Below are 23,329 nucleotides of genomic sequence, written 5' to 3'. Positions count from 1 at the left end.
TAATCGGAGCACACCAAATACATGGATTTCAACAAAACACGGTACATCCCCATGAGCCGTCGGCGTCGTATTTATGAAGGCAAGGCAAAGGTTCTGTATGAAGGCCCGGAGCCCGGTACCCTGATCCAGCACTTCAAGGACGACGCCACCGCGTTCAATGCGAAAAAGCATCAGGTGATCGAGGGCAAGGGTGTCCTCAACAACCGGATCTCGGAGTACCTGTTTCAGCACCTCAACGACATCGGGGTGCCGACCCACTTCATTCGCCGCCTCAACATGCGCGAGCAGTTGATTCGCGAGGTCGAGATCGTGCCGCTGGAAGTGGTGGTGCGGAACGTTGCCGCCGGCTCGCTGTCGCAGCGCCTCGGCATCGAGGAGGGCACCCAGCTGCCCCGTTCGATCATCGAGTTCTATTACAAGAACGACCAGCTCAACGACCCCATGGTGTCGGAAGAGCACATCACGGCCTTCGGCTGGGCGACGCCGCAGGAGATCGACGACATCATGGCGCTCGCCATCCGTGTCAACGACTTCCTCACCGGCCTCTTCCTGGGCATCGGCATCCGCCTCGTCGACTTCAAGATGGAATGCGGGCGCCTGTTCGAGAACGAGATGATGCGCATCATCGTCGCCGACGAGATTTCGCCGGACTCTTGCCGTCTGTGGGACATCAAGTCGAACGAGAAGCTCGACAAGGATCGTTTCCGCAGGGACCTCGGCGGCCTGCTCGAGGCCTATACCGAAGTTGCAAAGCGCCTCGGCATCCTCATGGAGAACGAGCGTCCGCAGGGCTCCGGCCCGGTGCTGGTGAAGAGCTGAGGGGATTTGACGTGAAGGCACGTGTCACCGTTACCTTGAAGACGGGTATCCTCGATCCGCAAGGCAAGGCCATCGAAGGCGCCCTGAAATCGCTCGGCGTCGACGGCGTCGCCAGCGTCCGCCAGGGCAAGGTGTTCGACATCGAGCTCGCCGGCGCCGACAAGGCCAAGGCGGAGGCGGCGTTGAAGGACGCCGCCGACAAGCTGCTGGCGAACACCGTGATCGAGAATTACCGGGTCGAACTGCTGAGCTAGGTCAGCCCGTCCGCGCAACCTTGTAGCCCGGATGGAGCGCAGCGAAATCCGGGTTTTGTCTGCGGATTGCGCTGCGCTCCATCCGGGCTATTAAGCCGGAGGCATTCGCTCACAACCACCCCGCCCGGCGAAACCGCCAGTACAGCGCGGTGCATGCCGTCAGCATCACGCCGAGCAGCATGTAATAGCCGTAGTCCCATTCCAGCTCCGGCATGTGCTTGAAGTTCATGCCGTAGATGCCGGCGAGCGCGGTTGGGATGGCGATGATCGCAAGCCAGGAGGCGAGCTTCTTGGAGACCGCCGTCTCCTGCGCCTGGCCGACCAACAGGCTCGCCTCGAAGGCGAAGGCCAGCACCTCGCGCATGGAATCGATCCGCTCCTGGATGTTGCGGACGTGGTCGGTAACGTCGCGGAACAGCGGCTGCATGGCCTGCCGCACCATCGCCAGCTCGTCGTGCTCCAGCCGGCGGCAGACCTCCACCAGCGGCCCGATCGCATTGCGCAGCCGGAGCAGGTCGCGGCGCAGCATGTAGAGCCGCTCGATCTGCGTCTTGCTGATCGGCTTGGACAGCACGTCGTCTTCGATGCCCTCGACCTCGTCGTGAATGCTCTCGAGCACGGGCGAGTAATTGTCGACGATGAAATCGAGGATCGCATAGAGGATGTAATCCTCGCCGCGGGCGAGCGCCCGCGGGCAGCTTTCGCAGCGTTCGCGCACCGGCGTGTAGGACGTCGAGGCGCCGTGGCGCACCGAGACCAGATAGCCTTCGCCGACGAAGATGTGGGTCTCGCCGAAGGCGATGCGGCCCTCGATCAATTGCGCGGTGCGCGCCACGATGAACAGGGCCTCACCATATTGCTCGATCTTGGGCCGCTGGTGGGCGTGGTTGGCGTCCTCGATCGCGAGCTCGTGCAGGTCAAACTGCTTCTGCACCGCGCTGAGCAGCGCCATGTCGGGCTCGTGCAGGCCGATCCACACCACGTGGCCGGGCTTGGCCCGCCAGCTCGAGGCCTCGCTGATCGCGATATTGGCAACACGCCGGCCGTCGACATAGGCACCGGCCGCGACGACGCCCTCGGCGGATACCGGCTCGGCAAGGGAGGTGGGCAGCGACGGGACGTTCATGGCTCCAATCCCGGGCTAGATCGCCGGGCAAAAGTGCTCGGCTATGGCCTGTGTACAAGGCGGTCCAGCAAGGCTAGCACTGGTAAAATTCCCGTCAAATGGCTATGTCTCTTCACGAATTGGCCTCTCTGGCCAGCCCGATTCCCGTCACCGCCGGAACCTTGACATGAAAGCCGCCATCCTCGTCTTTCCCGGAATCAACCGTGAGCGCGACATGGCGCGCGCCTTGAGGCTGATCTCCGGCAGCGAGCCGGCGATGGTCTGGCATGCCGAGACCTCGTTGCCCGCGGGCACCGACCTCGTCGTGGTGCCCGGCGGCTTCTCCTACGGCGATTACCTGCGCTGCGGCGCAATCGCCGCGCGTGCGCCGGTGATGGACGCAGTGCGCGACTATGCGGCCAAGGGCGGCTTCGTGCTCGGCGTCTGCAACGGGTTTCAGATCCTCTGCGAGTCCGGCCTGCTGCCGGGCGTTTTGATGCGCAACGCGCGGCTGAAATTCATCTGTCACGACGTGCATCTGCGCGTCGAGCGTTCCGACACCCCGTTCACCCGCGGCTACAATGCCGGCCAGGTGATCCGCGTGCCGGTCGCCCATGGCGAAGGCAATTACGAGGCGGATGAAGAGACCATCAAGCGGCTCGAAGGCGAGGGGCGGGTGCTCTATCGCTATTGCTCCGCCGAGGGCCTCGTGGACGAAGCCCACAACATCAATGGCGCGGCGCATTCGATCGCCGGCATCGTCAACGACAAGGGCAACGTGCTCGGCATGATGCCGCATCCGGAAAACCACGTCGAAGACATCATGGGCTGCACCGACGGCCGCGGCCTGTTCGCCGGCCTCGTCCAGCATCTGGAAAAAGCCGCGTGATTTCGTTTGTGTTGAAGCGGCTGTCGATCGCGGTCGCCGCAATTGCTTTCGCGACGGCCGCGTTCGGCCAAGACTATCCCAAGCGTCCGATCACCATGATCGTGCCGTTCGCGGCCGGCGGCACCTCGGACGTGATCGCGCGTGCGGTCGCCGAGCAGATGGGCATCGCGCTCGGCCAGACCATCGTGATCGAGAACGTTGCCGGTGCCGGCGGCTCGACCGCGCTGGCGCGCGCCTCCCGTGCCGAGCCCGACGGCTACACCATCGCGATCGGCAATGCCGGCACCAATGCGGCGACCTACACGATCTATCCGAAACTGCCGTTCACGCCTGAGTCCTTCGTGCCGATCGCCATGGTGGCGAAGACGTTCGGCATCATCGCGCTGCGCAAGGATTTTCCGGCCAAGGACCTGAAAGAGTTCATCGCCTACGCCAAGGCCAATCCGGGCAAGATCAATCTCGGCCATGCCGGCGTCGGCTCGTCGAACTATCTGATCTGCAAGAGCTTCGTCACCGCTGCCGGCATCGACGCGACGCTGGTCGGCTACCGCGGTGCTGCGCCTGCGCTGACCGATGCGGTCGGCAGCCAGATCGACGGCGTCTGCGATGCGGCGGCCTCGGTCTCGCAGTCGATCAACGAGAAGCTGGTGAAGGGACTCGTGGTCGGCTCAACCGTGCGCCTCGCCACGCTGCCCGATCTGCCGACGTCCGCGGAAGCCGGCCTGCCGGAATTCGAGGCACAGGGCTGGAACGGCCTGTTCGCGCCCAAGGGCACGCCGCCCGCCGTGATCGCCAAGCTCAACGCCGCGGCGCGCACGGCGGTCGAGACCGATGCCGTGAAGAAGCGTTTTGCCGATCTCTCGACCGTCGCGCCCGATGCCGACGAGCATGCACCGGAAGTGCTGCAAAAGCTCGTGACGCGCGACGTGGAAAAATACCGGAAGATGCTGGCGGACGACGCCAAGTAACCGCAGCATTTGGCTGCGGCTTCATGAACCTCCATCCAATTTGAAGCGACTGAATCCTCGTCGCCATCAAAGATGAGCGTCCCGGGTCGCCGATTCCATCCGGAGGCGGGCAACTCAAAGTTGTTTCATCGCTTCGGTTGCGATATCAGGAAGCCTGTGCTGTCGTTGTTCTCCCGGATGTCACATGCCCGTTGCTTTGGTCGTTCTGCTGCTCGATATCACTCTGATCTATCATGCATCGCGAACAGGGCGGTTGCAGCCCTGGGCCTTCATCATCCTGATGGTGCCGCTGATCGGCGCGCTCGCCTATATCGCGGTAGAGCTTATGCCGGAATGGTTTTCCAGTCCCGGCGCGCGTCAGGCCCGTCAGCGCGTCGCCAACCGGCTCGATCCCGAGAAGCGCTATCGTGAGCTGTCCGACCATTTGGCTGGCGCCGATACCATCGCCAACCGGGCCGCGCTTGCCGAAGAGTGCGCAAATATCGGCCGGTTCGGCGAAGCGGAAGCGCACTACGATCACATTCTGAAACTGCCTATGGGCCACGATCCCGCCTATGCGCTGCGCAAGGCGCAGGCGGAGTTTGCCGCCAAACGCCCCACCGACGCGCTCACGACGCTGGACGATCTCCAGAAACAATGGCCGGACTTTGATTCCGCCGACGCGCATCTGCTCTATGCCCGCGCACTTACGGAGGTCGGCCGGCTCGACGAGGCGCTCGAGGAATATCACGCGCTCGCCAGCTACTTCCCCGGCGCCGAGGCCCGCGTGCGCTACGGCATGCTGCTGCAAACGGTCGGCCGCAGCGCCGAAGCGCGCATGGTCTTCAACGAGCTCCTGATCCAGATGCGGCGCGCGCCGAAATATCTGCGCAAGGCGCAAGCCGAATGGCTGTCGATCGCGGAGAAGCAGATTTCGGCGTGAGCGGCGGCAGCGGGATTCGGCCCCCTCCCGCAAGCGGGAGAGGTGATTCGAGTGCCGGGCCAGCATCGATTCAATTAAAGCGCATCTGCGCTCGTTAGCGCAGCTTCAGCCGCTCCGCCGGCACCGTCATCGCCGCAACACCCGCCATCACCAGCAGCAGGCCGAGCGCGAGGTTCGACGGCACGCTCTCGCCGAGCAGCAGCACGGAGAGGCCGACGCCGATCGGGATGCGCAAATAGCCTTGCGCATTCGTGGTCAGCGTGCCGAGCCGGCCGAGGCAGACGTAGAACAGCATCAGGCCCAGCGCACTCGACACGATGCCCATGACGATGGTGGCGACGATCGCGGTCGATGTCGGCTGCAGCGTCCAGGGCTGGTCGATGATCAGCGAGGGCGGCAGCAGGATGAGGCCGCCGAACAGCAGCGAGCCGGCCGCCACCACCATCGGATCGTATTCGGACAGGCGCAGGCCGAAGATGGTCGCGCAGGCAAAGGAGATGGTAGCGAGCAGGATCGCGATCTCCGCGACGATCTCGCTGCCAAAGCCGTGCAGCGCATCGAGGCCGACGATGAGAACCGTGCCCGCAAGGCCGAGAATGGCACCGGCGAGCTTGAGCAGCGTGGCCGGCTCGTGACGCGTGATCAGCGAGGTGATCAGGAAGGCGAAGATCGGCGTGGTCGAGGCCAGCACCACCGTGTTCGACGCCGGCACATATTGCTGCGACCAGGTGATGATCAGGAAGGGGAAAGTCGAGTTGATCAGCTGCTGGGTCGCGAACAGCTTCCAGGCCTTTGCGTCCGTCGGCACCCTGATGCCGCGCATCCACAGGATCGCGAACAGGAAGGCGGCCGCGATCAGCGAGCGCGCCGAGATGAAGGTGATCGGCGGGATGGTGGGAAGAGCCAGCTTGGCCAGCGGGTAGGTCGAGCTCCAGCAGCAGGCGAGCGCGAGCAGCAGCGCATAGTCGCGCCAGTTGCGCGCACCGGTGGCGATGGATGGCAACGGCGATGATGCGGCCGCCGCCGTCGCGCGACCCGCCTCCGATGTGCTCTGCGGCACCTTGTTCCTGCTCCCCGGCGCGACAGCGCTTGCCGGGAAGTCTGGGCGAGGGCGCGCGAAAAGGGAAGGCGCCGAGCTATGCGTTTGGCTGAGGGAGCGCCTTCCGCTTCATCCGCTTGATCGTGCCGGAAAAGGTCAGCAGCACCCGGTCCGCGGACATCATCTTGCCGCGCAGGAAGATCAGCGAGCCGCCGGCGCGGGTCACCTCGCCGGTGCATTCGATCAGCTCGCCTTCCCGTGCCGCGTCGAGGAATTCGCATGCGAAATTGGTCGTCACCGCCCGGCTGTCCAGGACATGGGTGGCGATCGCGAACAGGGAGTAGTCGGCGAAGGCCATGTAGCAGCCGCCATGGACGTTGCCGGAGCCGTTGAGGTGCTTTTTCTCGACCCGGAAGGCGCTGCGGACACCGCCATCGGGCTCGATCCGGTGCCAGAAGGGGCCGACATGGGCCTCAAAACTGTCGCGAATCCAGGTCCGCCAGCCCACGAATTCGCCTTCCGTGGCGACGTGGAGGTCGGGACGGCGGGGCGGGGGCGCTTTGGTCAATTCGTGCAAGGAGATGGGCCTTCAATTGCGGGTCTTCCGACCTTAAATCCGATCTGTCCGCGCCGTGCAATTCCTGTTCCCGCAGGCGGCCTGCCGCAAAATGTGGGACAGCGGGAAAATGCGCCATAAAGGGCTTTTCGCGAGGCCCGGATGTTCCTAAGAACGGCCAAACCGCCGCCGAAAGCCCCTGAAGCCATGAAGAACGAACCCAAGATCACCCCCGAACTGGTTGCCGCCCATGGGCTCAAGCCCGACGAATATGAGCGCATCCTGAAGCTGATCGGGCGGGAGCCGACCTTCACCGAGCTCGGCATCTTCTCGGCGATGTGGAACGAGCACTGCTCGTACAAATCCTCCCGCATCCATCTGAAGGGCCTGCCGACCAAGGCACCCTGGGTGATCCAGGGTCCGGGCGAGAATGCCGGTGTGATCGACATCGGCGACGGCCAGGCCGTGGTCTTCAAGATGGAGAGCCACAATCACCCGAGCTATATCGAGCCGTATCAGGGGGCGACCACCGGCGTCGGCGGCATCTTGCGCGACGTCTTCACCATGGGTGCGCGCCCGATCGCCTGTCTCAATGCGCTGAGCTTCGGCGCGCCCGAGCACGCCAAGACCCGGCACCTCGTCTCCGGCGTCGTGGCCGGCGTCGGCGGCTACGGCAATTCCTTCGGCGTGCCGACGGTCGGCGGCCAGGTGCGCTTCCACACCCGCTATGACGGCAACATCCTGGTCAACGCGATGGCGGTCGGCCTCGCCGATGCCGACAAGATCTTCTATGCGGCGGCCTCCGGCGTGAACATGCCGATCGTCTATTTGGGCTCCAAGACCGGCCGCGACGGCATCCACGGCGCCTCGATGGCCTCGGCCGAGTTCGACGACAAGTCCGAAGAGAAGCGCCCCACGGTGCAGGTCGGCGATCCCTTCGCCGAGAAGCTGCTGCTGGAAGCCTGCCTCGAGATCATGGAGAAGGGCTGCGTCATCGCGATCCAGGACATGGGCGCGGCCGGCCTGACCTGCTCGGCGGTGGAGATGGGCGCCAAGGGTGATCTCGGCGTCGACCTCGATCTCGACGCGGTGCCGACGCGCGAGACCGGCATGAGCGCCTACGAGATGATGCTCTCGGAGAGCCAGGAGCGCATGCTTATGGTGCTCAAGCCCGAGAAGGAAAAGGAAGCCGAGGCGATCTTTGGGAAGTGGGGCCTCGACTTCGCCGTGGTCGGCTACACCACGCCGAGCAAGCGCTTCGTGGTCAAGCATGGCGGCGACGTCATGGCCGACTTGCCGATCAAGGAGCTCGGCGACGAGGCGCCGCTCTATGACCGCCCGCACGTGCCCTCCGCGGCACTGCCAGTCGTGCACGCCCGCGACGTGCCGGCTCCGATGGCGCTCGGCGCTGCGTTGGAGAAGCTGATCGGCACGCCCGACATGTGCAGCAAGCGCTGGGTCTGGGAGCAGTACGACCACGTCATTCTCGGCAACACCATGCAGCGCCCCGGCGGCGATGCTGCCGTCGTGCGCGTCGAGGACGGGCCGAAGGGGCTGGCGCTGACCGTCGACGTGACGCCGCGCTATTGCGAGGCCGATCCGTTCGAGGGCGGCAAGCAGGCGGTGGCCGAAGCCTGGCGCAACATCACCGCGGTCGGCGGCAAGCCGCTCGCGATCACCGACAATCTCAATTTCGGCAACCCTGAGCGGCCCGAAATCATGGGTCAATTCGTCGGCTGCCTGAAGGGTATCTCGGAAGCCTGCCGCACGCTCGACTTCCCAGTCGTCTCCGGCAACGTCTCGCTCTACAACGAGACCAATGGCCGGGCGATCCTGCCGACCCCCTCGATCGGCGGCGTCGGCCTGCTCGACGATTTCACCAAATCCGCTTCGCTCGCCTTCAAGGCCGAGGGCGAGGCGATCCTCCTGGTCGGTGAGACCCATGGCTGGCTCGGCCAGTCGGTCTACCTGCGCGACATCTGCGGTCGCGAGGAGGGCGCGCCGCCGCCGGTCGATCTCGCTGCTGAGAAGCGCAATGGCGATTGCGTGCGCGGCATGATCCACGCGGGCACCGCGACAGCCGTGCACGACCTCTCCGACGGCGGTCTCTTGATCGCGCTTGCCGAGATGGCCATGGCGGGCGGCATCGGCGCCAAGCTGCTGGCCGCGCCGACCTCGCTGGTTGCGCAGGCCTATTGGTTCGGCGAGGACCAGGCGCGCTATCTCGTCACCGTGCCGGAAACCGAAGCCGGCCGCGTGCTCGCCAAGATGCGCGGTTGCGAGGTGCCCTGCGTGCGGATCGGCACCACCGGCGGCGACGCGATTGCGATTGCCGGCGAAGCGCCTGTCACGATCGACAGCTTGCGGATCTCGCACGAGCGCTGGCTGCCGGACTATATGGGCGGCAAGGCGGCGTAAGGCGCTTCCACAAACTCAGAGCCGTAGCCCGGATGGAGCGAAAGCGTAATCCGGGACCGCTATCGCGTGTGGCAACACTCTCGGATTGCGCTGCGCTCCATCCGGGCTACGATTCCGTCGTCGCAAGGGCTCCTTGACGAGCCGAGAGACCGCGCGCTCTCACAACACCGACGACGCCCCCGGGATCTTTCGCAACGCCGCCGTCAGGCCCCAGCTCAGGATCACCGTGAGCACGAATCCGACCGCCGCTTTCACGATCGCGGGCAGCTCGTAGTCGAACAGCGCGTACTGGATCCACAGCGCGATCGGGTAGTGCACCAGGAAGATGCCGTAGGCGTCCGCCTGCATGCGGTCGAGCAGGGTGGGCCCCGGTGCTTTCGAATGCAGGAAGAAGGCGAGGATCGCGAGCAGGATCGAGGCCGAGAACAGCACCAGGAAGGTGCCGTAGAACACGTGGTACCAGTGCGGCAGCGGATCGGGATTCCCGAGGATCTCGCGCTTGATGTAGATCATGCCCCACATCAGGCAGTACGGCACTAGCGTGATGAACACCCATAGCCATCGCTGCTTCGGTAACTGGCCGTCGGCGCTGAGGATGCCGCGATCGAAGTTCGCCGAGCCGACGCTGGCGCCGATGAAGAAATAGCTGAAGTAGAGCAGGATGCGGCTCGCCTGCACCGAGAACGGCCCGAACTCGAACCATTTGTTGGCGCCGAAATAGATCAGCGCGGGCACGTAGACCAACACGCTGATGCCTGCGAGCATCAGCCAGAACACGGCCGGCTGCTCGAAGCCGCGCAGCGAGACGCGGTTGCCGGGATCGACCAGATGCGCCGAGACCCGGTAGAGCAGGCTCGCGGTGAGATCGAAGGCGAGCAGCACCCAGACGAACCAGATCGGGCCGCTCGGCCACGGACCCGCCGTGACCGTCTTCCACCAGAACGCGCCGAAGGTCAGCTCGGGCTCGGCCCGCAGCGCGATCGCATAGTAGGCGAGCGGGATGACGGTGAAGGCCGCGATCGCGAACGGCAGCCCGAGCCGCAGCAGGCGGTCGCGCACAAAGACCTGTGGCGCCTTGCGCGCGATGCCGGGCCAGGTGAACAGGCCCGACAGGAAGAAGAACATCGCCATGAAGAAGCTGTCGGTGGCGAGCACGATCATGTCGAAGCCGGCAAAGGAGGCCGGATCGGTGTGACCGAAATGCGTATAGGGGATCACCGCGTGATGCAGCAGTACCACCAGCGTCAGGAAGGTACGGGCACGATCGAGCGAGAGATTGCGCGCCTTGCTCTTCGGCGCGGCGTGCGCCTGCGCGCCCATCGTCGCTGAATGTGACATCGTGGTCATGGTCGCCCCGCGTTCCTATCCCGCCGGGACTGTGCCGCTGGGAACGGGATTCAGCAAGCGCCGTCTGGGCAGGTTTTCCGGCCGAGCACGACTAGGAACCAGTTCCACGGAGCGAAGTTAGCATCCGCGAAAAGGGGCGTGTGAGGGCCGTGGGCAAGCCGAACGGTTGCGGAGCTGGCGATGACGATCTTGAAATGGGCGCTAATTTTCCTGCTGATCTCGATCGTGGCCGGCGTGCTCGGCTTCACCGGCATTTCGGCCGCCTCCGCCGATATCGCCCGCTTCCTGTTCTACGTGTTCGTGGTGATCTTCCTGGTGCTGCTGATATTGGGCCTCACGATCTTCAAGGCGTAGGCCCTGCCGGCCGCTCGGCGCCAGCCGCCATCAATCGCGCGCGAAGGGCATGACGCGGGCCATCAGCTCCGCCAAGAACTCATCGGGACGATCGAACGGAATAAAATGATCGCCGCCGGGCACCTGAACAAATTCCTTGTGCGGGGCGGTGATCTCTTTGAAGTACTGGGCGGCGGGCTCGCTCGGCGTCACCCCATCCGCATCGCCCTCGATGAAGAACATCGGGACGGAAAATTCGAATCCGATTGAGGCCATGTCGCTCTGGAACATCGGCCCGTTCCGTCCAGTCAGATACTGTGCGGAAAAGGCGGCGCCCTTGCGCCAATTGTAGAGATCCAGGAGCGAGACATCCGGCATGAAGAGCGGCTGGATGGGGCCGGCGAGCTGAAAGCCGTCGGCGGGCGGCAGACCCAACGTCTTGCTCCATCTGTCCGCAATCAGGCGATTTTCGGGGGTAAGGGCCGGCTGCAAAGCCATCGGCTCCAGTTCTGCCAATGCCTCGTTGTTGCCAGCGGATGTCGCAAGCCGATGCAGGCGCGCGATCGTGAGCGCGAATGCCTTCTCGAAGGTCGCCCTGCCGACCACCTGGCCAGTGCCGACGTAGGCCGAGAACAGGTCTGGACGTTGTTTGACCATGTGAATTCCCAGGAACGACCCCCAGGAATGTCCGACCAGAACGATCTTTTTCTTGTGCAAATGCGTGCGCAGATACTCGGCCAGCTCGATGCCGTCCTGCGTCATACGCGCGAGTGTCATTGTGGGGGCGAGTGCGTCTCCAGCAGCGCCATAAGTGCGGCCGGTGCCGCGCTGGTCCCACTGCACGACAACGAAATGCTTTTCCCAGGGGCGCCATCCCGACGAGATCGGCAAAGTCGTCCCGCCGGGGCCGCCGTGGACGAACAGGAGAACCGGATTATTCCGATCTTCACCGCGGATCTGAATCCACTGCTTGATGCCGCCGATCTCGATGAACTCTCCCTCCTGCACACCCGCAGGAGAACGGATCGCCAGAGTTTGGGCAGCAAGGCTCTGGCGATAGGCACGAAAACCCAGTGCGGCAGCGGCCACGACAACGAGGACGCCGACCAATCCCAGCAACGAGATTCCGATCCGTCTTGCGGCCTTGCGCGGCATCTCGTGCCTGTGGACTGGATTGGGCGATCCTGGATCGCCGCGGCGTCAGATTTGCTGGTGAGCCTATCCCACTTCTTCGATCTTCACCTTGTCCGGGTAGAAGGCGAGATGACCGGAAATCTCGGCCATCGCGGGGAAAGGCGTCTCATAGGTCCAGATCGCGTTGTCCAGGGTCTTGCCCTCGGCCTTGACACTGAAATAGCTGGCGTCGCCCTTATACGGGCAGTGGGTGGTGCGCTCGGTGCGCTCCAGCAGGGCCATGTTGGTGTCCTCCCGCGGCACATATTGCACCGCCGGGTATTTGGCCTCCTTCAGGGTCAGCGCCTTGCTGGTCTCGGCAATCACGATGTCGCCCGCGGTCACGCGGACGCGCCGGGGATTTGGGGTGATGGTGATGGGGTGGTCGGGCCCTGGAAGCTTCATGATTTCACGCCTTTTCGATCGATCTGCCATGCGCGGCACTTTGCCGTGCCTTTATCCCGATAGGATCACGGATATAATGCCGGAAAGCGTGACGCAGAAGGCCGTTCACGCTAAGTTTGAGCCTGCCGGCGAGGGGACCTCCGGCACCGATTCGAGACCAGAAGGAGCGAGACCCGAATGCCCATGGACGCCCACGATATCGAGGCGATGATCAAGGCGGCGATCCCCGATGCCGAGGTGACCATCCGTGACCTCGCCGGTGACGGCGACCACTATGCCGCGACCGTGATCTCCGAATCCTTCCGCGGCAAGTCCCGCGTCCAGCAGCACCAGATCGTCTATCAGTCCCTGCGCGGCCAGATGGGCGGCGTCTTGCACGCCCTGGCGCTGCAAACCGGCGTACCGGGCGCTTGATCTGACCGGCCACCTGATCTGATCGCGTGACGGGGGAAGGATGATGGCTGCGGACAATCCTCGCGGCGCGATGTTTCGTGTCATCGTGCCGAACCAGCACAGCCGCGTCACCAATGTCGAGCTGTTCTTCGACCTTGTATTCGTCTTCGCGGTCACGCAGGTCTCGCACACGCTGCTGCACCATTTCACGGCGCTCGGCGCGGTGCACGTCACGGTGCTGTTTCTCGCGGTGTGGTGGGTGTGGGTCTACACCGCCTGGGTCACCAACTGGCTCAATCCCGAGCTGACGCCTGTTCGCGTCATGCTCTTCCTGATGATGCTGGGCGGCCTCGTGCTGTCGACGACGATCCCGACCGCCTTCGAAGGCCGGGGCCTGTGGTTTGCAATCGCCTATGCGGCGATGCAGCTCGGGCGAACCTCGTTCTGGCTGTTCGCAACCCCGCGGCACCGGACGGCGGTGCGGCACAACGCGATCCGCATTCTGACTTGGCTCGCGATTTCCGCGGTGTTGTGGATCGCAGGCGGCCTGTCCGAGGGCGAGACGCGGCTATGGCTATGGATTGCGGCCGTCGCCTGGGAGTACATCTCGCCGGCGGCGCGGTTCTGGGTCCCGAAGCTCGGTTTCTCCTCGGTCGAGGCCTGGGCTGTCGAAGGCGGCCACATGGCCGAGCGCTGCTCGCTCTTTGTGATCATCGCGCTGGGCGAGGCCGTCGTCGTCAATGGCGCGACCTTTGCCGAGCTGGAATGGACCTCGGCCAACATCCTTGCCTTCGTCTCCGCGCTGGTTGGCGCCATCGCCATGTGGTGGATCTATTTCCACAAGGGAGCCGAGGCTGGCGCCGAGCGGATCTCGAAGTCCGCCGAATCCGGCCGGCTGGCGCGGCTCGCCTATACCTATCTGCACATGCCGATCATTGCCGGCATCATCCTGACCGCGGTGTCGGATGAGCTGGTGCTGAAGCATCCGACCGGCCATTCCGACTTCAGGACCATCGTGAGCACGATTGGCGGGCCTTTGGTGTTCCTGATCGGCACCATCCTGTTCAAGCACGCGATCCGCGGCTTCCTCCAGCTTTCGCACGGCATCGGCATCATCCTGCTGCTCGTGCTGTGGTGGTTCGCCGCCGATCTCTCGCCACTCTGGCTGTCGGTCGCGACGACAATGATCATGATCGTCGTTGCGGTGTGGGAGTCGGTGTCGCTGGGGTCGGCGCCGGAGGAGTAGGCGCGGGACGCCTACTCCGCGACCTCCAGCGCGTGCACCGAGAACATCTTCGCGGCATCCGTCCAGCTTTCGCGCACGCGCCAGCCAGCGCCTTGCGCCAGCGCGGCAAAACGCTCGATGCTGTATTTGTAGCTGTTCTCGGTGTGGATGCTCTCGCCGGTCCGGAACGAGAAGGTCGTACCCAGGAGGCGCACTGTCTGGTTCTTCTTGCTGAACAGATGCATCTCGATCCGGTGCCGCTCGCGGTTGTAGATCGCGCGATGGGTGAAGGCGGATAGGTCGAAATTGCCGCCCAGCTCGCGGTTGATGCGCACGAGAACATTGAGATTGAAGCGCGCGGTGACGCCGGCGGCATCGTTGTAGGCGTCATGGAGCACGCGCTCGTCCTTCTCGAGGTCGGCACCGATGATCATCTGCGCGCCCCGACCTAGGATCTCGCGCGCACTCTTCAGGAAGGCCTGGGCTTCATGCGGCTCGAAATTGCCGATGGTAGAGCCCGGGAAGAAGCCGACCTTGGGCATGGAGGCGACCTGCCTGGGCAGCTCGAACGGCGTGGTGAAGTCGGCCGCGACCGGATAGATGCCAAGCGAGGGGAAGTCCCGCTTCAGGCCATTCGCCTGCGCTTTCAGGAAATCGCCGGAGATGTCGACGGGGACATAGGCGGCGAACTTGCAATGGCTCAGCAGCAGGCGAACCTTCGTGGTCGCGCCGGCGCCGAACTCGACCAGTGCGGCGTGCTCGGGGATGATCTTTGCAATCTCGCTGCCGCGCTCCTTCAGGATCGATAGCTCGGTGCGTGTCGGATAATATTCCGGCAGCTTGGTGATCGCCTCGAACAGCTCCGAGCCGGTCGCGTCGTAAAAATATTTCGGCGACAGCTTTTTCGGCTGCTGCGAGAGGTCCTCGATCGCCTCGCGGGCGAAGGCGGTGGTCTGCTCGTCGGGAAGATGGGCTTCGGCCAAAGCGCTGGCGTGCACATTCATGATACTCTCCTGAACGCGCTGTCCGGCGCGCATCTGTCGTCGGATAAGAATTTACTCGTAGTCGGCGAGCCGCAGCCCCGTGAATTGCCAGCGGTGGTGCGGATAGAAGAAGTTCCGATAGGTGATACGGCTGTGGCCTTCCGGAGTTGCAAGCGAGGAGCCGCGCAGCACCAATTGGTTGACCATGAACTTGCCGTTGTATTCGCCGAGCGCGCCTTCGACGGCGCGGTAGCCGGGATAGGGTGAGTAGGAGCTGCGGGTCCACTGCCAGACGATGCCGAAGGCGTCGTTGAGCTGGCCGGCGCGGGCTGCGACCTCCCATTCCATTTCGGTCGGCAGGTGCTTGCCGGCCCAGCGCGCATAGGCGTCGGCCTCGTAATAGCTGACATGGCAGACCGGCGCGTCGGGATCGACCGGCTTGAGGCCGGCCAGCGTCATCACGTGCCAGGCGCCCTCGACCTCGCGCCAATAGCCGGGAGCCTGCCAGTCGTCCTTGCTGGCGGCGGCAAAGCCGTCCATCAGCCACAGCGTCGCGGTCCGGTAGCCGCCGTCGCGCATGAAGGCGAGCCATTCGGCGTTGGTGACCAGATTGCGGGCGACCTTGACCGGGCCGACCAGGGCACGATGCGCCGGCCTCTCGTTGTCGAAATGGAAGCTGTCCTCGACATGGCCGACGGTGTGGATGCCTTCGTTAAGCGTCAGCCAATCCTCGCCGGCGCGCGTTGTCGGTGGGAAGCACCAGTCCGGGTCGTAGGCCGGATAGACCGGGTTCTGCGCAAAAGCGTGCAGGATGTCGGTGAACATCAATTCCTGATGCTGCTGCTCGTGGTTGAGCCCGACCTCGACCAGCGGCGCGATCTCGCGCAGCTTGTTCGCATCGGCCTCGCGGAAGAATTTGACGACGGCCGCATCGACGTGTCTGCGATAGGTACCGACCTCATCGGCGCTGGGACGGGTGATGTCGCCGCGATGGTTGCGGGCATGGCGCGGGCCGGCGCTGACGTAATAGGAATTGAACAGGAACGCGAAATCGGGGTGGAAGAGCTGGTAGCCGGCCGCGTGCTCGCCGAGCAAAAATTGCTCCCAGAACCATGTGGTGTGGGCCCGGTGCCATTTCGTCGGGCTCGCATCGGGCATGGACTGGATCTGCTGGTCTTCGGGCGAGAGCGACGCGGCCCGGCGCTCGGTCTCATTGCGGACGGTGATGAACGCGTCCTGAAGCCTCTGGGCGAGGCCGCCCTGACCGGACGGTGACGAAAGCGAGGCGGTGGCCGTAGCGGAGGCTTGTTTCGTCACGTTTTTCTCCAGACAGGACAAGAGAACGTTGTTGGCGTTGCCCGGTTCCAAAACCAGGGTTCGTCCTAGATAGGGGCTCCGTTACGGTATGAAAGTCCTCTCCGGCGATGATATTGATGTCATCAGCCTATGGACCGGCTGGGATCAAACCGGCTGCCGGGGGCTCCGTCGCCGCCATTTTACTTTGGATGCACAACGGTTTGGGCTACATATATAGGCAGGTATCGGGTTAGATCGGCTGAGCCGGCCCGAGATGATCGGTGAGGGCTCTGCCCCAGAAGGACATGGATATGAGCATCGAGGAATTCATCGCCAACGAAGTGAAGTCGAACGACGTGGTTCTGTTCATGAAGGGCACGCCGCAATTTCCGCAGTGCGGTTTCTCCGGCCAGGTCGTCCAGATCCTCGACCATATCGGCGTCGGCTATAAGGGCCTCAACGTCCTGGAATCCGCCGAACTGCGCAACGGCATCAAGACCTTCTCCAACTGGCCGACCATCCCGCAGCTCTACGTGAAGGGTGAGTTCGTCGGCGGCTGCGACATCGTCCGCGAGATGTTCCAGGCTGGCGAATTGCAGCAGCTCTTCACCGAGAAGGGCGTCGTCGTCGCCGCTTGACCCGTGACCCGGCTGTCGCGCCGGATCGGCAATGTCGAGCTCGAGATCATCGTTGCCGACATCACCACTCTGAGCGTTGACGCCATCGTCAACGCGGCCAACACGTCGCTCCTTGGCGGGGGCGGCGTGGACGGTGCGATCCATCGGGCCGCCGGGCCCGATCTGGTCGCCGAATGTCGTATGCTTCACGGCTGCCAAACCGGCGATGCCAAGATCACCAAAGGTTACCGGCTCAAGGCCGGCCATGTGATCCACACCGTCGGGCCGGTCTGGAACGGCGGTGCGCTGGGCGAGGACGATCTGCTCGCCTCTTGTTATCGCCGCGCGATGGAGCTGTGTGGAAAGCACGGGCTGACCTCGGTGGCGTTTCCTGCGATCTCGACCGGCATTTTTCGCTTTCCCGCCGACCGGGCCGCCGACATCGCCGTGCGCATGACGATCGAAGGGCTCCCTGCCGCGCCGTCCGTGACCCGGGTCGTGTTCTGCTGCTTCGCCGAACCCAGCGCGAAGCTGCATGCCGAGGCGCTCGAGCGACACAGCGGCCCTTGTGCCTGATCATGTGGTCGGTACACTCCGCCGGACCATGTTCCGGGGAGGGGATATGATTTTACAGTCTGGACTGCGTGCGCTGCTCTGCGGCGCGCTGGTGTCACTCGGCGCAGTATCGCTGGCGCGTGCCGAAGGCACCTACGAGATTCCGGCCGGTGCGCATTTCAATCCGGACAAGCTCGCCAAGGTGAGCGAGTTCTTCAAGAACGAGGTCGCGACCGGAAAGATCGCCGGTGCGACCGTTCTGATCAAGCAGCACGGCAAGCCAGTCTATCACGAAGCCTTCGGCGTGCAGGACGTCGTCAGCAAGGCACCGATCACGGACAAGACGATCTTCCGCCTGTTCTCGATGAGCAAGGCGATCACCTCGGTGGTCGCGGTGCGGATGATCGAGGACGGCAAGATCAAACTGGATGATCCCGTCTCGAAATACATTCCGTCGTTCGCCAATGTAAAGGTCGGCGTCGAGAAGAAAGCCGAGGACGGCACCAAATCGCTCGAACTGGTGCCGCCGAACCGGCCGATGACGGTGCACGATCTGATGACGCACACCTCGGGCATCACCTATGGCTTCTATGGCGACAGCCTGGTGCGCAAAGCCTATCGCGAGGCCAACATCTATGCTGGCGATTTCGACCTCGCCGAGTTTGCCGAGCGCATCGCGAAACTGCCGCTGCACAACCAGCCGGGTGCGCTCTGGCAATACGGCCATTCCACCGACGTCCTGGCGCGCGTGATGGAGATCGCGGCCGGCAAGCCGCTGATCGACATCATGCGCGAGAAGCTGCTCGATCCGCTCGGCATGGTCGATACCGGCTTCTTCGTCACCGCCCCGGAAAAACAGAAGCTGCTGGCGCAGCCGGTGCCGAACGATGCCGATTTCCGGGTTGGGCGCATCAACGATCCGACTGTGGTCAAGAAGATCCAGTTCGCCAGCGGCGGCATGGTGACAACCATGGCCGACTATGAGCGCTTCGCGCAGATGCTGCTCAATGGCGGCAGCCTCGACGGCAAGATCATCCTCAAGCCCGACTCGTTCAAGCTGATGACGACCGATCAGATCGGCCCGGGCTCTGGCGTCGACCGCGATTATTTCTACTTCCCTGGCGACGGATTTGGCTTCGGCCTCGGGCTCGCGGTCCGCACTGATCCCGGCAACGCAAAACCGCCGCCGCCCGGCGATCTCGGCGAGCTGAAATGGGATGGCGCCTCCGGCTGCTATTTCGTGATCGACCCGAAGCAGGACATGTTCTTCGTGCTGCTGGAGCAGACCCCGACCGAGCGCCAGCGCGTGCAGCGGACATTGAAGCAGTTGGTCTATGAAGCCATGGAGAAATGATATGAACGGGCGCCGCGCGTTTCTCGCGGCGCTCGTTGTTCTGGTCGGAGTGGTCGGAGCGAAAGCCGGCTCCGAAGTACGTGCGGCCCGCACCCTCTCGGCCGAAGGGCTGGCGAAGGTCTCGGACTACATCAGGAACGAGGTCGCGACCGGGAAGATTCCCGGCGCCATCCTGCTGCTGCAGCAGCACGGCAAGCCGGTCTATTACGAGAATTTCGGCGTCCGCGACGTCGCTACCGCGATCCCGATGAGCGCGGATACGATCTTCCGCCTCTATTCGATGTCGAAGCCGATCACCTCAGTCATGGCGATGATGCTGGTCGAAGATGGCAGGCTCGCGCTCGAGGATCCCGTCGCAAAGTACATTCCGGCCTTTGCCGACATGAAGGTCGGCGTCGAGAGGAGGGGCACGGCGGACAAGGTTGCGCTGACGCTGGAGCCGCAACAGCGTCCCGTCACGATCAAGGACCTGCTGCGTCATACCGCGGGCCTGCCCTACGGCGCCACGGGCGGCAGTGCGGTGCGCGAGCTCTATGCTGCGGCCAACCTCTTCAATAGCGATCTGTCCAATGCCGACTTCGTCGCGAAGCTCGCCGCGCTGCCGCTCGCCGAGCAGCCGGGCACGGTGTGGGACTACGGCTTTGCCACCGACGTGCTCGGTCGCGTCGTCGAGATCGTCTCGGGAAAGACGCTGCTGCAGTTCGAGAAGGAGCGGCTGCTCGATCCGCTCGGCATGAGCGAGACCGCGTTCTACGTCGCCGAAGCCGCCAAGTTTCCGCGCATCGCCGAGCCGATGCCGGAGGACCGCAACATCAGCCCGACGACTGAGGTTCGCGATATCAGACGCCCGATGACATGGGAATCCGGCGGTGCCGGCATGGTCGGCACCATCGGCGACTACGCCCGTTTCGCCCAGATGCTGCTGAACGGCGGCACCTACGAAGGTCGGCGCTATCTCAAGACCGAGACCATTGCGCTGATGGCGTCGGATCATGTCGGCCCTGAAACCGGGATCGGGCGCGACCAGAACTATTATCCCGGCGCCAGCTCCGGCTTCGGCCTCGGCTTCGCCGTGCGCACGTCGGTGCCGCCGGGAACGTCGTGGCCGCTGGGCGAATATCGCTGGGACGGCGTCGGCGGCACGTTCTTCTTCATCGATCCCGAGGACGATCTGATCGGGATCTTCATGGTGCAGACGCCCTCGCAGCGCGGCCGGATTCAGCTGGCGTTGAAGACGCTGATCTATCGGGCGATGGGGCGGTGAGACGTTGATTTCTTCGTAGCCCGGATGGAGCGAAGCGAAATCCGGGATTCTTGCCGCATAGATAGATTCCCGGATTACGCTTCGCTCCATCCGGGCTACGGGATCGAGTGTTACGCTCCGCGCACGATCTCGCGCACGTATCCGATCGTCTCCTCGACCTGAGCCGCATTGACGTCGAGATGGGTGCAGGCGCGGATGCGGCCGTCCATCATGGCCAGCGTCACGCCGCGCTGGCGCAGCGCCGCGACCATCTTGTCGCCGGCAATGCCGGCGCCGTCGGGTTTGAAGAACACCAGGTTGGTCTCGGGCTCCTGCACCTCGATCCCTGCGATCTGCGACAGCCCGCGGGCGAGCGCGCGCGCATTGGCGTGGTCGTCGGCGAGGCGGTCGACGTGGTGGTCGAGCGCGTAGATGCAGGCGGCGGCGCAGATGCCGGCCTGGCGCATCGAGCCGCCGAGCCGCTGCTTCCATTGCCACACCGCGTCGATGAAGGCGCGCGAACCCGCCAGCACGCCGCCGATCGGCGCGCCCAGGCCCTTTGAGAAGTCGATCCAGGCCGAATCCCAGCCCGCGGTCATGTCGCGCGGGGAGATGCCGCTGGCCACCGTGGCGTTGAGCAGGCGCGCCCCGTCCATATGGGTGACGAGGCCGTGCTGCTTGGCGATCGCGACGATCTCGTCGAGCGCGGCTTTCTTCCAGATCGTGCCGCCGCCGATATTGGCGGTCTGCTCGACGCTGACGACGGTCTGCGGCGGCTGGTAGCGCGTGCGCGGATGCAGCGCCTTGCGAAAAGTCTCCGGCGTGAACTGGCCGTCGGGGCCCTTGAGCTGCGTCACCTGAAAACCGCCGATCGCGGCATGCGCACCGCCTTCGCGGGCGATGATGTGCGCGGTCTCGTGGGCCAGGATCTCGTCGCCGGGACGGCAATGCACCAGCGTCGCGGTGACGTTGCACATCGTGCCCGAGGGCATGTAGACAGCGGCTTCCTTGCCGAGCAGATCCGCCCCGCGCTCGCAGAGCGCGTTTACGGTCGGATCATCGCCGACCTGCTCGTCGCCAACCTCCGCCCGGGCCATTGCCTCGCGCATTCCCGCGGTCGGCCTGGTCTGCGTGTCCGAGAGCAGATTGATGCGCACCGGCGGCGCCTTGGGATCGATGGGGGGAGGGGTGTAGAGCATGCGACGGCTCCTAACGCGTTGCGGCCACTGAAGTGTGGCTCTTAAGCAAAAAGGCCCCGGCGAACCGGGGCCTTTCTATATTCAGATCTTAGCGCGAATAGAATTCGACGACCAGATGGGGCTCCATCTGTACCGGGAACGGCACGTCGGAGAGCGCGGGGATACGGATGTACTTCGCGGTCATCTTGCCGTGGTCGACTTCGAGATAGTCGGGCGTGTCGCGCTCAGGGAGCTGGCTGGCTTCGAGCACGTGAGCGAGCTGCTTGGAGGCTTCCTTGACCTCGATCACGTCGCCGACCTTGAGCTGGTAGCTCGAGATGTTGACCTTGCGGCCGTTCACCTTGATGTGGCCGTGGTTGATGAACTGGCGGGCGGCGAAGATCGTCGAGACGAACTTGGCGCGGTACACGACTGCGTCGAGACGACGCTCGAGCAGGCCGATCAGGTTCTCGCCGGTGTCACCCTTGAGGCGGCTCGCCTCGACATAGATGCCGTGGAACTGGCGCTCGCTGATGTTGGCGTAGTAGCCCTTCAGCTTCTGCTTGGCGCGCAGCTGCACGCCGAAGTCCGAGAGCTTGCCCTTGCGGCGCTGGCCGTGCTGGCCGGGGCCGTATTCCCTGCGGTTGACGGGGCTCTTCGGGCGGCCCCAGATGTTCTGGCCCATACGGCGATCGAGTTTGTACTTCGCCTCACTGCGCTTAGTCATCGCGTCCTCTTAGGTTGCATGGTTTGAGGAAACGCGCCCTCCTGTGTGACGGGCTAGCCCGGCACTGACAGGTCCGATCCCCAAAGCTAAAGGGAAAGGACCACGGGTCGCGAAACGCTTCGCGGGCCGAAATCGGCCCGCGAGCAAGCGGCTTTTAGGGGAGTTTGGGGTTCGCTGTCAATTCTTTAGCCGTCATGACCGCCGGGCGATCAGGTCCCCACCGCCCGAATCGGCTTCGACCCCGCTGCCCGCAATTCGGCAGCGATTTCAGTGTTCAGGACCTGTTCCAGCCGGGTCAGGACCCGGGCGATCGGGGCGGCGTCGGTGACCCTGTGATCCCAGCGGATGACGACATGAATGGTCTGGTCCGCCTCGACGGTCCCATAGCTGACGATAAACGGGCCTGGCGTAATCGGATGGAGCTCGCCGCCGCCATAGGCCGCCACCGAGCTCACCGCGAAGCTGCCGAACCAATTGCCGCGCTGCCGGCCGAAATTCAGGCCGATCGCCCAGGACAGGCGGCGCAGCGGAAATGGAAGGCGGGTCGCCCGCATGATCTTGCGGAACATGGGAACATCCTCGACCGGCGCCGTCTTGGCGCGCCGGATCTCGGCATCGACGGCCGCTAGAGCCATCGCATCGGGGGCTGCGATTCGTTGCGGGATCACGCATTCCTCGCCGTCGTCGACCCGGGCGATCGCCACCAGCGCCACACTCTTGGGCAACTCATAGAGCATCGGCCACGGCCATTTGGCGTAGACGGTTCGCAGGATCGGCTCGTCTCTGGCCACCAGGGCAAAGGCCTTGACGAACATCGCGGCCCAGCCGGCAGGCGCAGTGGCGCCCGCGCGGGCTTCCAGCACGGGTCGGATGTTGAGCGAGCGGGATAGTGAAACGAATGGCACGCCCATCGAGGCATGCATGAGGTCGCAAATCAAACGGCGCCGCAGCGAGATGGTTTTGGACGTCCCGCGCATTGGTCTTTCGGTTCCGTATCAAAGATTAAAATATGTGCAGCGAGCGGGGCTCGCCCGCTCGCTCTAGCATGATCCAACCCGCTTGGGGCCGGTCGGTTCGCCGCATCAGGGCGCTGGAGACGCCAGCGGCTTGGTTTTGTCGACGACGTAAACTCCCAGCACTTTCATGGCCTTATCGCCGTGAGCCTTGGCGTCATGCACGACGCCGGCCGGAATCTGGTAGGAATCGCCGGCTTTCAGGGTTTTCTCTGGCTGCCCGTCGATGAAGAGGTTCAGCTCGCCTTCGAGCACGTAGCCGGTCTCGATGCCGGGATGGGTATGGCGTCCGGCGGCCCCGCCTGCCGGAACTTCCGCAATGGCGGTGATGGTATTATAGCCCTCCGGAAATTCGACTTTCTGAAGCGGGGTGCGCTTGATGCCGGGCTGCTGGGCGAAGGCCGCAAAGGCAAGGCCTGCAAAGGTGAGAGCGAGCAAAGTCTTTTTGAGCATGGTTTTTCCTCCCTGGAACGACCCTAGCAGCGCGTCAGTTCCCGGCAAGGTGGCAATTGGCCTG

25 protein-coding genes are annotated in these 23,329 nt (G+C 64.1%); 13 read left to right on the top strand and 12 right to left on the bottom strand.

What is annotated here, in order from left to right; all coding sequences use genetic code 11:
• Positions 1-51: 51 nt before the first annotated feature.
• Positions 52-819: a phosphoribosylaminoimidazolesuccinocarboxamide synthase gene (purC, locus tag SE92_RS08885; protein WP_173015815.1), complete on the top strand. Its 768-nt coding sequence runs from the start codon at positions 52-54 to the stop codon at positions 817-819.
• Positions 820-830: 11 nt separating this feature from the next.
• Positions 831-1,073: a phosphoribosylformylglycinamidine synthase subunit PurS gene (gene purS, locus SE92_RS08880; protein WP_063195361.1), complete on the top strand. Its 243-nt coding sequence runs from the start codon at positions 831-833 to the stop codon at positions 1,071-1,073.
• 109 nt (positions 1,074-1,182) lie between these two features.
• On the opposite strand, the gene SE92_RS08875 is transcribed toward purS, so the two are convergent.
• Complete coding sequence (locus tag SE92_RS08875) at positions 1,183-2,199, bottom strand: magnesium and cobalt transport protein CorA (RefSeq protein WP_063195360.1); 1,017 nt, start codon at positions 2,197-2,199, stop codon at positions 1,183-1,185.
• A 166-nt stretch (positions 2,200-2,365) separates the two neighbouring features.
• Here SE92_RS08875 and purQ point away from each other — a divergent pair, with 166 nt between their 5' ends.
• From purQ to SE92_RS08860, 3 genes are all read left to right on the top strand, one after another.
• Positions 2,366-3,067, top strand: a complete 702-nt coding sequence (gene purQ / locus SE92_RS08870) for a phosphoribosylformylglycinamidine synthase subunit PurQ (RefSeq protein WP_063195359.1) — start codon at positions 2,366-2,368, stop codon at positions 3,065-3,067.
• Positions 3,064-4,035: a tripartite tricarboxylate transporter substrate binding protein BugD gene (locus SE92_RS08865; protein ID WP_063195358.1), complete on the top strand. Its 972-nt coding sequence runs from the start codon at positions 3,064-3,066 to the stop codon at positions 4,033-4,035. The genes purQ and SE92_RS08865 overlap by 4 nt, the downstream gene beginning before the upstream one ends.
• Positions 4,036-4,219: 184 nt before the next feature.
• Positions 4,220-4,957, top strand: coding sequence for a tetratricopeptide repeat protein (locus SE92_RS08860; RefSeq protein WP_063195357.1), 738 nt, complete (start codon positions 4,220-4,222; stop codon positions 4,955-4,957).
• 94 nt (positions 4,958-5,051) lie between these two features.
• On the opposite strand, the gene SE92_RS08855 is transcribed toward SE92_RS08860, so the two are convergent.
• Together SE92_RS08855 and SE92_RS08850 are read right to left on the bottom strand one after the other, a co-directional pair.
• On the bottom strand, positions 5,052-6,017 hold the full coding sequence (locus SE92_RS08855) for a DMT family transporter (protein ID WP_063195356.1): 966 nt from the start codon (positions 6,015-6,017) through the stop codon (positions 5,052-5,054).
• A 76-nt stretch (positions 6,018-6,093) separates the two neighbouring features.
• Positions 6,094-6,573, bottom strand: coding sequence for a PaaI family thioesterase (locus SE92_RS08850; protein WP_063195355.1), 480 nt, complete (start codon positions 6,571-6,573; stop codon positions 6,094-6,096).
• Between the two features lie 186 nt (positions 6,574-6,759).
• Between SE92_RS08850 and purL the strand changes: the two genes are divergently transcribed.
• Positions 6,760-8,970, top strand: a complete 2,211-nt coding sequence (gene purL, locus SE92_RS08845) for a phosphoribosylformylglycinamidine synthase subunit PurL (RefSeq protein ID WP_063195354.1) — start codon at positions 6,760-6,762, stop codon at positions 8,968-8,970.
• A 159-nt stretch (positions 8,971-9,129) separates the two neighbouring features.
• On the opposite strand, the gene SE92_RS08840 is transcribed toward purL, so the two are convergent.
• The gene (locus SE92_RS08840; RefSeq protein ID WP_063195353.1) at positions 9,130-10,317 is read right to left on the bottom strand and encodes an acyltransferase family protein; all 1,188 of its coding nucleotides are present in this window, start codon (positions 10,315-10,317) and stop codon (positions 9,130-9,132) included.
• Between the two features lie 180 nt (positions 10,318-10,497).
• Here SE92_RS08840 and SE92_RS34865 point away from each other — a divergent pair, with 180 nt between their 5' ends.
• A complete protein-coding gene (locus SE92_RS34865) occupies positions 10,498-10,671 on the top strand; it encodes a DUF1328 domain-containing protein (protein ID WP_084251776.1) in 174 nt (57 codons plus the stop codon).
• A 30-nt stretch (positions 10,672-10,701) separates the two neighbouring features.
• Here SE92_RS34865 and SE92_RS08835 read toward each other — a convergent pair whose 3' ends face one another.
• On the bottom strand, positions 10,702-11,805 hold the full coding sequence (locus SE92_RS08835; RefSeq protein WP_063195352.1) for an alpha/beta fold hydrolase: 1,104 nt from the start codon (positions 11,803-11,805) through the stop codon (positions 10,702-10,704).
• Positions 11,806-11,868: 63 nt separating this feature from the next.
• Positions 11,869-12,228: a DUF427 domain-containing protein gene (locus tag SE92_RS08830; protein WP_063195351.1), complete on the bottom strand. Its 360-nt coding sequence runs from the start codon at positions 12,226-12,228 to the stop codon at positions 11,869-11,871.
• Between the two features lie 177 nt (positions 12,229-12,405).
• Here SE92_RS08830 and SE92_RS08825 point away from each other — a divergent pair, with 177 nt between their 5' ends.
• Together SE92_RS08825 and SE92_RS08820 are read left to right on the top strand one after the other, a co-directional pair.
• Positions 12,406-12,642 carry a BolA family protein gene (locus SE92_RS08825; RefSeq protein ID WP_018316584.1) on the top strand — a complete coding sequence of 79 codons (237 nt, stop codon included), beginning with the start codon at positions 12,406-12,408 and terminating at the stop codon, positions 12,640-12,642.
• A gap of 43 nt (positions 12,643-12,685) precedes the next feature.
• On the top strand, positions 12,686-13,867 hold the full coding sequence (locus tag SE92_RS08820) for a low temperature requirement protein A (protein WP_063203411.1): 1,182 nt from the start codon (positions 12,686-12,688) through the stop codon (positions 13,865-13,867).
• Between the two features lie 11 nt (positions 13,868-13,878).
• Here the strand turns inward: SE92_RS08820 and egtD are convergent, their stop codons facing one another.
• Both egtD and egtB read right to left on the bottom strand, forming a co-directional pair.
• On the bottom strand, positions 13,879-14,850 hold the full coding sequence (egtD, locus tag SE92_RS08815; protein WP_063203410.1) for an L-histidine N(alpha)-methyltransferase: 972 nt from the start codon (positions 14,848-14,850) through the stop codon (positions 13,879-13,881).
• 51 nt (positions 14,851-14,901) lie between these two features.
• Positions 14,902-16,197 carry an ergothioneine biosynthesis protein EgtB gene (gene egtB / locus SE92_RS08810; RefSeq protein ID WP_063195350.1) on the bottom strand — a complete coding sequence of 432 codons (1,296 nt, stop codon included), beginning with the start codon at positions 16,195-16,197 and terminating at the stop codon, positions 14,902-14,904.
• A 239-nt stretch (positions 16,198-16,436) separates the two neighbouring features.
• Between egtB and grxD the strand changes: the two genes are divergently transcribed.
• The 4 genes from grxD to SE92_RS08790 are packed head-to-tail and all read left to right on the top strand — an operon-like array spanning position 16,437 to position 19,915.
• Positions 16,437-16,763: a Grx4 family monothiol glutaredoxin gene (gene grxD / locus SE92_RS08805; RefSeq protein WP_018316580.1), complete on the top strand. Its 327-nt coding sequence runs from the start codon at positions 16,437-16,439 to the stop codon at positions 16,761-16,763.
• 3 nt (positions 16,764-16,766) lie between these two features.
• Entirely contained in the window at positions 16,767-17,318 is a 552-nt protein-coding gene (locus SE92_RS08800) for an O-acetyl-ADP-ribose deacetylase (protein WP_063195349.1), read from the top strand.
• 46 nt (positions 17,319-17,364) lie between these two features.
• The gene (locus SE92_RS08795) at positions 17,365-18,651 is read left to right on the top strand and encodes a serine hydrolase domain-containing protein (RefSeq protein WP_063195348.1); all 1,287 of its coding nucleotides are present in this window, start codon (positions 17,365-17,367) and stop codon (positions 18,649-18,651) included.
• A 1-nt stretch (position 18,652) separates the two neighbouring features.
• Positions 18,653-19,915 (top strand): serine hydrolase domain-containing protein, encoded by a 1,263-nt coding sequence (locus SE92_RS08790; RefSeq protein WP_063195347.1) that lies wholly within the window; start codon positions 18,653-18,655, stop codon positions 19,913-19,915.
• Positions 19,916-20,025: 110 nt separating this feature from the next.
• Here SE92_RS08790 and SE92_RS08785 read toward each other — a convergent pair whose 3' ends face one another.
• The 4 genes from SE92_RS08785 to SE92_RS08770 form a co-directional block, all read right to left on the bottom strand.
• Positions 20,026-21,093, bottom strand: a complete 1,068-nt coding sequence (locus SE92_RS08785) for a threonine aldolase family protein (protein ID WP_063195346.1) — start codon at positions 21,091-21,093, stop codon at positions 20,026-20,028.
• Between the two features lie 88 nt (positions 21,094-21,181).
• Complete coding sequence (rpsD, locus tag SE92_RS08780) at positions 21,182-21,799, bottom strand: 30S ribosomal protein S4 (protein ID WP_063195345.1); 618 nt, start codon at positions 21,797-21,799, stop codon at positions 21,182-21,184.
• A 209-nt stretch (positions 21,800-22,008) separates the two neighbouring features.
• Complete coding sequence (locus SE92_RS08775) at positions 22,009-22,776, bottom strand: hypothetical protein (RefSeq protein WP_063195344.1); 768 nt, start codon at positions 22,774-22,776, stop codon at positions 22,009-22,011.
• A 105-nt stretch (positions 22,777-22,881) separates the two neighbouring features.
• Complete coding sequence (locus SE92_RS08770; protein WP_063195343.1) at positions 22,882-23,265, bottom strand: cupin domain-containing protein; 384 nt, start codon at positions 23,263-23,265, stop codon at positions 22,882-22,884.
• Between the last annotated feature and the right edge of the window lie 64 nt (positions 23,266-23,329).

Source organism: Bradyrhizobium sp. AT1 (assembly GCF_001590795.1).
Lineage (GTDB): Bacteria > Pseudomonadota > Alphaproteobacteria > Rhizobiales > Xanthobacteraceae > Bradyrhizobium.
This window is presented reverse-complemented; position numbering and strand designations above follow the sequence as displayed.

Bases quoted from the DNA above. Each gene is read 5' to 3' on its own strand.
- purC (WP_173015815.1), top strand. From the start codon at position 52: ATGAGCCGTCGGCGTCGTATTTATGAAGGCAAGGCAAAGGTTCTGTAT.
- SE92_RS08875 (WP_063195360.1), bottom strand. From the start codon at position 2,199: ATGAACGTCCCGTCGCTGCCCACCTCCCTTGCCGAGCCGGTATCCGCC.
- purQ (WP_063195359.1), top strand. From the start codon at position 2,366: ATGAAAGCCGCCATCCTCGTCTTTCCCGGAATCAACCGTGAGCGCGAC.
- SE92_RS08860 (WP_063195357.1), top strand. From the start codon at position 4,220: ATGCCCGTTGCTTTGGTCGTTCTGCTGCTCGATATCACTCTGATCTAT.
- purL (WP_063195354.1), top strand. From the start codon at position 6,760: ATGAAGAACGAACCCAAGATCACCCCCGAACTGGTTGCCGCCCATGGG.
- SE92_RS08840 (WP_063195353.1), bottom strand. From the start codon at position 10,317: ATGACCACGATGTCACATTCAGCGACGATGGGCGCGCAGGCGCACGCC.
- SE92_RS34865 (WP_084251776.1), top strand. From the start codon at position 10,498: ATGACGATCTTGAAATGGGCGCTAATTTTCCTGCTGATCTCGATCGTG.
- SE92_RS08835 (WP_063195352.1), bottom strand. From the start codon at position 11,805: ATGCCGCGCAAGGCCGCAAGACGGATCGGAATCTCGTTGCTGGGATTG.
- SE92_RS08830 (WP_063195351.1), bottom strand. From the start codon at position 12,228: ATGAAGCTTCCAGGGCCCGACCACCCCATCACCATCACCCCAAATCCC.
- SE92_RS08825 (WP_018316584.1), top strand. From the start codon at position 12,406: ATGCCCATGGACGCCCACGATATCGAGGCGATGATCAAGGCGGCGATC.
- SE92_RS08820 (WP_063203411.1), top strand. From the start codon at position 12,686: ATGGCTGCGGACAATCCTCGCGGCGCGATGTTTCGTGTCATCGTGCCG.
- egtD (WP_063203410.1), bottom strand. From the start codon at position 14,850: ATGAATGTGCACGCCAGCGCTTTGGCCGAAGCCCATCTTCCCGACGAG.
- grxD (WP_018316580.1), top strand. From the start codon at position 16,437: ATGAGCATCGAGGAATTCATCGCCAACGAAGTGAAGTCGAACGACGTG.
- SE92_RS08795 (WP_063195348.1), top strand. From the start codon at position 17,365: ATGATTTTACAGTCTGGACTGCGTGCGCTGCTCTGCGGCGCGCTGGTG.
- SE92_RS08790 (WP_063195347.1), top strand. From the start codon at position 18,653: ATGAACGGGCGCCGCGCGTTTCTCGCGGCGCTCGTTGTTCTGGTCGGA.
- SE92_RS08785 (WP_063195346.1), bottom strand. From the start codon at position 21,093: ATGCTCTACACCCCTCCCCCCATCGATCCCAAGGCGCCGCCGGTGCGC.
- rpsD (WP_063195345.1), bottom strand. From the start codon at position 21,799: ATGACTAAGCGCAGTGAGGCGAAGTACAAACTCGATCGCCGTATGGGC.
- SE92_RS08775 (WP_063195344.1), bottom strand. From the start codon at position 22,776: ATGCGCGGGACGTCCAAAACCATCTCGCTGCGGCGCCGTTTGATTTGC.
- SE92_RS08770 (WP_063195343.1), bottom strand. From the start codon at position 23,265: ATGCTCAAAAAGACTTTGCTCGCTCTCACCTTTGCAGGCCTTGCCTTT.